The sequence below is a fragment of the Streptomyces sp. NPDC059248 genome (assembly GCF_042753905.1).
In the GTDB taxonomy this organism is placed as follows: Bacteria; Actinomycetota; Actinomycetes; order Streptomycetales; family Streptomycetaceae; genus Streptomyces.
The window spans coordinates 1-8386 of record NZ_JBHYZV010000146.1 but is presented as its reverse complement, the minus strand read 5'-3'; the positions used below and the strand labels follow the sequence as shown (position 1 = coordinate 8386).

Genomic DNA, 8386 nt, shown 5'->3' with positions numbered 1-8386 from the left:
CCGGCGGGCCCGCCCCCCCGCCCCCCGCCCGGTGGTGCGGCGGCGCCCCGCGGCGGCCCGCCCCGCAACCCCCGCCGCCCCGCCCAGCGCCTTGCGGCGGCGCCGGAACAGCGCGGCGGGACCCGGGTCGCCACCCGCGGCGAGCCGCTCCGGCCGCTCCAGCGGCGTACCCGCGTCGAGTCCGCCCTCCCCCGGCCCGCCCGCCGACTGCGCCACCGGGTGCAGCGGCAGATAGAGCGTGAACGTCGACCCGCGGCCCGGCTCGCTCGCCGCGTGGATCTCGCCGCCCAGCAGCCGGGCGATCTCCCGGCTGATCGAGAGCCCGAGACCCGTACCGCCGTACTTCCGGCTCGTCGTCCCGTCCGCCTGCTTGAACGCCTCGAAGATGACCCGCATCTTTCCGGCCGCGATCCCGATACCGGTATCGGTGACCGAGAACGCGATCAGGTCCGCGTCCGGTCCCGCGAGCGATCCGCTCTCCAGCAACTGCTCCCGGATCGACGCGGGTACATCCGCCGCGGCCGGCCGGATCACCAGCTCCACCGCACCCGAGTCGGTGAACTTCACCGCGTTCGACAGCAGATTGCGCAGCACCTGCAACAGCCGCTGCTCGTCCGTGTGGAGCGTCGCGGGCAGCTCGGGCGAGACCCGCACCGAGAAGTCGAGCCCCTTCTCCGCCGTCAGCGGACGGAACGTGGCCTCCACATAGTCCACCAGCTGCACGAGGGCGATCCGGGTCGGACTGACGTCCATCTTGCCCGCCTCGACCTTCGACAGATCGAGGATGTCGTTGATCAGCTGGAGCAGATCGGAGCCCGCGCCGTGGATCGTCTCGGCGAACTCCACCTGCTTCGGCGACAGATTGCCCTCCGCGTTGTCCGCCAGCAGCTTCGCCAGGATCAGCAGGGAGTTCAGCGGGGTCCGCAGCTCGTGCGACATATTCGCCAGGAACTCCGACTTGTAGCGCATCGAGACCGCGAGCTGCTCCGCCCGCTCCTCCAGCACCTGCCGGGCCTCCTCGATCTCGGTGTTCTTCACCTCGATGTCCCGGTTCTGCTGGGCCAGCAGCTCGGCCTTGTCCTCCAGCTCGGCATTGGACGCCTGCAACGCCTTCTGCCGGTTCTCCAGCTCCGCCGACCGCTCCCGCAACTGCTCGGTGAGCTCCTGCGACTGCTTCAGCAGCACCTCGGTCTTGGTGTTCACACTGATCGTGTTCACACTCGTCGCGATCATCTCGGCGATCTGGTTCAGGAAGTCCCGCTGGATCTGGGTGAACGGCTGGAACGACGCCAGCTCGATCACCCCGAGGACCTTCCCCTCGAAGAGCACCGGCAGCACGATCACATACGCCGGGGACGCCTCCCCGAGCCCCGAGGAGATCTTCAGATACCCGGGCGGCACATTGACCTGGATCGTCCGCTTCTCCTCGGCGGCCGTGCCGATCAGCGTCTCCCCCGGCCGGAACGACGTCGGCATCAGCCCCGCCGAGTAGCCGTAACTCGCACGCATCTGGAGCTCGTACGAGGTCTCCTCCTCGCCCGACACATCCGAACTGCCGCCCGTGGCCATGGCCAGGAAGAACGCGCCGTGCTGCGCCGAGACCACCGGCGTCAGCTCACTCATGATCAGCGACGCGACGTCGTCGAGGTCCCGCCGCCCCTGCATCAGACCCGAGATCCGGGCCAGATTCCCCTTCAGCCAGTCCTGTTCCTCATTGGCGAGGGTGGTGTCCCGCAGATTGGCGATCATCGTATTGATGTTGTCCTGCAGGACCTGGATCTCCCCGGCCGCGTCCACGTCGACCTTGAGGTTGAGATCCCCCCGGGTCACCGCCGTCGCCACGGCCGCGATCGCCCGCACCTGACGGGTCAGGTTCCCGGCCATCTCGTTCACGGACTCCGTCAGGTCCCGCCAGGTGCCGTCCACGTCCCGGACCCGGGCCTGACCGCCGAGCTGACCGTCCGTCCCCACCTCCCGGGCCACCCGGGTGACCTCGCCGGCGAACGCCGACAGCTGATCGACCATCGTATTGATGGTCGTCTTCAGTTCGAGGATCTCGCCCCGGGCATCGATATCGATCTTCCGGGTCAGATCGCCCTTGGCGATGGCGGTGGTCACCGTGGCGATCTGCCGCACCTGCCAGGTCAGATTGGACGCCATCGAGTTCACCGACTCGGTCAGGTCCTTCCACGTCCCGGAGACCCCCGGCACCTGCGCCTGACCGCCCAGCTCACCCTCGGTGCCCACCTCGCGGGCCACCCGGGTCACCTCGTCCGCGAACGACGACAGCGTCGTCACCATCGTGTTCACGGTCTCCGCCAGCTCCGCGAACTCACCGCGGGCCTCGACCGTCACCTTCTTCGTCAGATCGCCGTTGGCGACCGCCGCCGACACCCGGGCGATGTTCCGCACCTGGTTGGTCAGGTTGTTCGCCATCAGATTGACGTTGTCGCTGAGGTCCTTCCAGATACCGGTGACCCCGCGCACCCGGGCCTGGCCGCCGAGGACACCCTCGGTGCCCACCTCGCGGGCCACCCGGGTCACCTCGTCCGCGAAGTCGGACAGCTGGTCGACCATCGTATTGACGGTCGTGACCAGTTCGAGGATCTCCCCCTTGGCGTCGACGGTGATCTTCTTCGACAGATCGCCCTTGGCGACGGCCGTGGTGACCTCCGCGATGCTCCGCACCTGCGACGTCAGATTGTTGGCCATCGAGTTGACGGACTGGGTGAGGTCCTTCCAGGTCCCGGAGACGCCCTGCACCTCCGCCTGACCGCCCAGCATGCCCTCCGTACCCACCTCACGGGCCACCATCGTGACCTGCTCGGCGAAGTTGGAGAGCTGGTCGACCATCGTATTGATGGTGTTCTTCAGCTCCAGGATCTCGCCCCGGGCGTCGACCTCGATCTTCTGCGACAGATCACCACGCGCCACCGCCGTCGCGACCTGCGCGATATTGCGGACCTGGTTGGTCAGATTGCCCGCCATACCGTTCACGGAGTCCGTCAGATCGCGCCAGACCCCGGCCACCCCCGGCACCTGCGCCTGACCGCCGAGCCTGCCCTCGGTACCCACCTCACGCGCCACCCGCGTCACCTGGTCGGCGAAGGCCGAGAGCTGGTCGACCATCGTATTGATGGTGTTCTTCAGCTCCAGGATCTCGCCCCGGGCGTCCACGTCGATCTTCTGCGACAGATCACCACGCGCCACCGCCGTCGTCACCTGGGCGATCTGCCGCACCTGCCAGGTCAGGTTCCCGGCCATGAAGTTGACCGAGTCGGTCAGCTCCTTCCAGGTACCGCTGACCCCGTCGACCCGCGCCTGACCGCCCAGCCGGCCCTCCGTGCCGACGTCCCGCGCCATCCGGGTCACCTGGTCCGCGAAGGACGACAACTGCGCCACCATCGTGTTGACGGTGTTCTTCAGCTCCAGCATCTCCCCGGCCACGTCGACCGTGACCTTCTGCGACAGATCACCACGCGCCACGGCCGTCGTCACCTGCGCGATGTCCCGCACCTGACCGGTCAGGTTGTGGAACGCGGTGTTCACCGAGTCCGTCAGGTCCTTCCACGTCCCCGCCGCACCCGGCACCCGCGCCTGACCGCCCAGCCGGCCCTCGATACCGACCTCACGGGCCACCCGGGTCACCTCGGAGCCGAACGACTGGAGCTGGTCCACCATCGTGTTGACGGTGTTCTTCAGCTCCAGCATCTCCCCGGCCACGTCGACCGTGACCTTCTGCGACAGATCGCCGTTGGCGACCGCCGTCGTCACCTGCGCGATGTCCCGCACCTGGGTGGTCAGATTGCGAAAGACCGTATTGACCGAGTCCGTCAGGTCCTTCCACGTCCCCGCCGCACCCGGCACCTGCGCCTGACCGCCGAGGAGCCCCTCCCCGCCGACCTCACTCGCGACCCGCGTCACCTCGTCCGCGAACGTCCGCAGCGTCTCGGTCATCTGGTTGACGGTCTCGGCGAGCTGCGCCACCTCGCCCCGCGCGTTCACCGTCACTTTCTGCGACAGATCACCGCTCGCGACCGCCGTCGTCACCTCGGCGATCGCCCGCACCTGCGACGTCAGATTCCCCGCCATGTTGTTGACGGAGTCCGTCAGGTCCTTCCACACGCCGTCCACGCCCGGCACCACGGCCTGGCCGCCCAGCATGCCCTCGGTCCCCACCTCGCGCGAGACCCGGGTGACCTCCGACCCCAGGGACTGGAGCTGGTCCACCATCGTGTTGACGGTGTTCTTCAGCTCCAGCATCTCCCCGGCGACATGCACCGTCACCTTCTGCGACAGATCGCCCTTGGCGACCGCCGTGGTCACCAGCGCGATGTCCCGCACCTGCGCCGTCAACCGCTGCGCCATCGTATTGACGGAGTCGGTCAGGTCCTTCCAGGAACCCGACATCCCGCGCGCCTGCGCCTGGCCGCCGAGCTTGCCCTCGGTACCGACCTCCAGCGCGACGCGCGTCACCTCGTCCGTGAACGCGGACAGCTGGTCCACCAGACCGTTGACGGTCCGCGCCACCTTGAGGAACTCCCCGCGCAGCGGCCGGACCACCCCGTCCGTCCCCTGCGACCGCAGATCCATCCGCTGCTGCAGATCGCCGTCGGCGACCGCCGACAGCACCCGGCCCACCTCGGACACCGGCCGCGCCAACTCGTCGACCAGCGCGTTCGACGCGTCGATCGCCGCGGCCCAGGACCCTTCACAGGCCCCCGTGTCCAGCCGCTCCGTGAGTTTCCCCTCACGTCCCACGACCCGCCGCACCCGCGCCAGCTCGCCCGTCAGATGCAGATTGCGGTCCGCGACCTCGTTGTAGACGGCGGCGACCTCCGCCATCAGATCGTCGCCGGACACGGTCAGCCGTTTGCGGAAGTTCCCGTCCCTCATCGATGTCAAAGCCGCCAGCAGGCGGTTCAGGGCCACCGTGTCCACTTCGGTGGTCCCGTTGTTCCGGGACCGGCCGCCTTTCGCGCGCGTGTTCTTGCCACGCGCCGCCACGCCAGACTCCACCGTGTCCCTCCCGCAGGGGTTGACCGTTCTCACGAGCTCATATCGGGTGAGTGTCCAGTGTTTCACCCACACCGAACCAGGCCATAACAGTTCGGCAGCTTCGCACAACGTCCCCGCCCACGGAGGGCGGAAACAACGGCGACCGGCATCCGCTCGGACTGCGAAGGTAAGTAACCTGGCATCCGGCTGTCCAACCGCCCCGGTCCGCCCGGCCAGGGCGACACGGGCGGGAGCACAGGTACCGGGCACCGGGAGGGACGGGCCGATCATGGCAGAGCCGGGCGTCGAGACGCGTACGAGGAGTTCAGTGATCACCGCTCGGGCAGCCGCCTCCTTCGACCCGGTCGGACGGTCCGTGGCGACCGCACGCGCTTTTGTACGCGACACCCTCCACGGTTGGGGCCACGCCGAGATCGTCGACGACGCCGTCGTCCTGACCAGCGAACTCGTCACCAACGCCATCGTCCACGCCGGAACCGCCGCCGATGTCCTCTGTCTGCGCACCGACGAGACCGTCCGGATCGAGGTCGCCGACCGCTACCCGGAACGTGAGATCCCGCTCCAGGGCAGCCATGTCCTCGCCCCGCTGGACAGCGAGAACGGCCGCGGACTCCAGCTCTGCGCCGCCCTCGCCTCCCGCTGGGGCGTCGAGTACACGGCCACGTACAAGCAGGTATGGTTCCAGCTCGACCTCCCGCAGCGCCCCGTGGGCACCCGCTCCGCGGGCCCCGTCCTCCCCACCCCCATGCTGCCGGTCGCCGACGAACGCGTCCGGGTCGCCGTCGCCCAGATCGACCGCGCCGGCGCGATCTCCGTCTGGAACGAGGACGCGGAACACCTCTTCGGGTACCCCGCCGACCAGGTCGTCGGCAAGCCCCTCTCGGATCTCGCGGCCTGGCCCCACACCCCCGGTACCAGCACCGGGATCGCCGACGCCCTCCAGCTCTCCCGCTGGGAGGGCAGCTACGGCATCCGGGACACCGAGGGCCGGGTCATCCCCGTCTACGCCTCCCATCTGCGGGTCCGCGACACCGGCGGCGAACCCTCCACGGTCTGTCTGCTGGTACGGGACGACGAGCGCGCCGTCCTCCAGACCCCGCACCGGGTCAACGCGGCCGCCGAGAGCGGTATCGAACCGCACGCGGCGGACCCCTTCGAGGTCTTCATCGGCTCCCCGGCCCCCGACGATCTCGACGGACTCCTCCAGCGCACGGTCGAACGCGCCCGTGACATGCTCGACGGCGACGCCGCTTTCCTGCTGCTCGCCACAGACGACGAGACGGAGCTGGAGGTACGCGCCACCACGGGCCTGCCATCCGCCCGGCAGCGCTTCGCCCGCGTCCCCGTCGAGGCCGGCACCGGACGGTACGGCTCCGCCCGGATGCCCGCGGTCCACGACGACCTGACCTCGGTCCCCGGCGCGGTCCCTCTGCTCAACACCACCGGGATGCGGTCCGTCGTCACCGTCCCCCTCAAGGTCGAGGGCAGGCTCACCGGCTCCCTGGGCGTCGCCGCCGAGTCCGCGGGCCGCTATACGAACGAGGAGGCCCTGCGGCTCCAGTTCGCCGCCGACCGGATCGCCCTGGCCGTCGAGTCCGCCCGGCTCGGCGAACTGGAACGGCTGCGCCGCGGCTCCCTCTCCTTCCTCGTCGAGGCGTCCGATCTGCTCGCCGGAACGCTCGACCGGGACCAGACCCTGGCCCTGATGGCCCAGATGACGGTCCCCACCCTGGCGACCTGGTGCGCGGTCTACACGATCGCCGACCCGGCGTCGGACCCGTATCTGAGCTATGTCCTCCACGAGGACGAGGAACGCATCGACGGGCTGAAGGACCTGCTGTCCAGCGTCGCCCCGCCGGAGCCGGTCCGCACACCGGGCGCCCGGGTGTGGACCGCCCCGGCCAAGGCCGCCCAGCAGGCCGCCCTGGAGACCTCCAAGCGCGAACTGGGCCTCGGCTCGTCGTCGCCCGTCTCGTCGGGCATCGGCAACACCCTCGCCATCGCCGCGGCCGTCGGCGGCGAGACCGTCGTCCTGCCGCTGGTCGCCCGCAACCGGGTGATCGGCATGCTCACCCTCGGCAAGCCCACGGACGAACACTTCCGCCAGGAGATCCTCGAACTCGCCGAGGACCTGTCGCGCCGGGCGGCCCTCGCCCTCGACAACGCCCGGCTGTACTCGGAGCGCGTCGCCATCAGCCAGTCCCTCCAGCGCAGCCTGCTGCCACCGGAGTCCCCGCAGATCCCGGGCGTCGAGGTGGAGGTCATCTACCGCGCGGCGGGCGAGGGCAACGAGGTCGGCGGCGACTTCTACGACGTCTTCCCGATCCGGGACGGTGCCTACGGCTTCGCCATCGGCGATGTCTGCGGTACGGGCCCGGAGGCCGCCGCGGTGACCGGTCTCGCGCGCCACGCGCTCCGCCTGCTGGCCCGTGAGGGCTTCGGCGGCCCCGCGGTCCTCGAACGCCTCAACGCGGCCATCCTCGACGAGGGTTCCCGCAGCCGCTTCCTCACCCTGCTCTACGGCGAGCTGTGGCCCCAGGAGGACGGCAGCGCCCATCTCAAGGTCGTCTGCGCGGGCCATCCGCTGCCGCTGCGGCTCCGCCCGGACGGCACGGTCGACTCCCCCGCCGAGCCCCAGCCCCTGCTGGGTGTCATGGACGATCTGGAGCTCCACGAGGAGTCCGTGATCCTCGCCCCCGGCGATGTCCTCCTCTGCGTCACCGACGGCATCACCGAACGCCGCGAGGGCACCCGCATGCTGGGCGACGACGGCCTGGCCGATGTCCTCACCTCGTGTACGGGCCTGACGGCCGGCGCGGTCGCCGCCCGCGTCATGCGCGCGGTGGAGCGCTTCGCCGCGGAACCCGCCTCGGACGACATGGCCATCCTGGCGCTCCGTATCCCGGAGCCGGACCGGACCCCCGAGCCCGTACGGAAGGCCGAAAGCGCCTGAGAACACGCAGAAGGCCCCCGCCGTTCGGCGGGGGCCTTCTGCTGTACCGAGCCCCAATACGGAATCGAACCGTAGACCTTCTCCTTACCATGGAGACGCTCTACCGACTGAGCTATTGGGGCCTGCTGCGCTGCGGCAACGAGGTAAATCATACCCCGAGTCGGGGATGCTTCGAACCATCCGGCGCAAGAAGATCGGCGCCCTCCGCGAGTCACCACCCGACCGGCACTCCGGCCGGCCCGGTCGCCGGACATCGGCCCGTAAATGCGAAAAGGGCCCTGGCCCCGAGACTGTGTCTCAAGGGGCCAGAGCCCTCTCCTGTAATGATTGTTCGGCGGCGTCCTACTCTCCCACAGGGTCCCCCCTGCAGTACCATCGGCGCTGAAAGGCTTAGCTTCCGGGTTCGGAATGTAA

At 69.5% G+C, this 8386-nt stretch carries 2 protein-coding genes, 1 tRNA gene and 1 rRNA gene; 1 reads left to right on the top strand and 3 read right to left on the bottom strand.

What is annotated here, in order from left to right; all coding sequences use genetic code 11:
- A partial coding sequence (locus ACFXG1_RS32615; protein WP_384745799.1) for a HAMP domain-containing protein occupies positions 1-5019 on the bottom strand: 5019 nt, incomplete at its 3' end.
- Positions 5020-5287: 268 nt separating this feature from the next.
- Here ACFXG1_RS32615 and ACFXG1_RS32610 point away from each other — a divergent pair.
- The gene (locus ACFXG1_RS32610) at positions 5288-7972 is read left to right on the top strand and encodes a SpoIIE family protein phosphatase (protein ID WP_384745797.1); all 2685 of its coding nucleotides are present in this window, start codon (positions 5288-5290) and stop codon (positions 7970-7972) included.
- Positions 7973-8021: 49 nt separating this feature from the next.
- Here ACFXG1_RS32610 and ACFXG1_RS32605 read toward each other — a convergent pair.
- Together ACFXG1_RS32605 and rrf are read right to left on the bottom strand one after the other, a co-directional pair.
- Positions 8022-8094 (bottom strand) — tRNA-Thr (locus tag ACFXG1_RS32605).
- Between the two features lie 207 nt (positions 8095-8301).
- Positions 8302-8386: ribosomal RNA gene (gene rrf / locus ACFXG1_RS32600) — 5S ribosomal RNA — on the bottom strand; the annotation flags it as partial.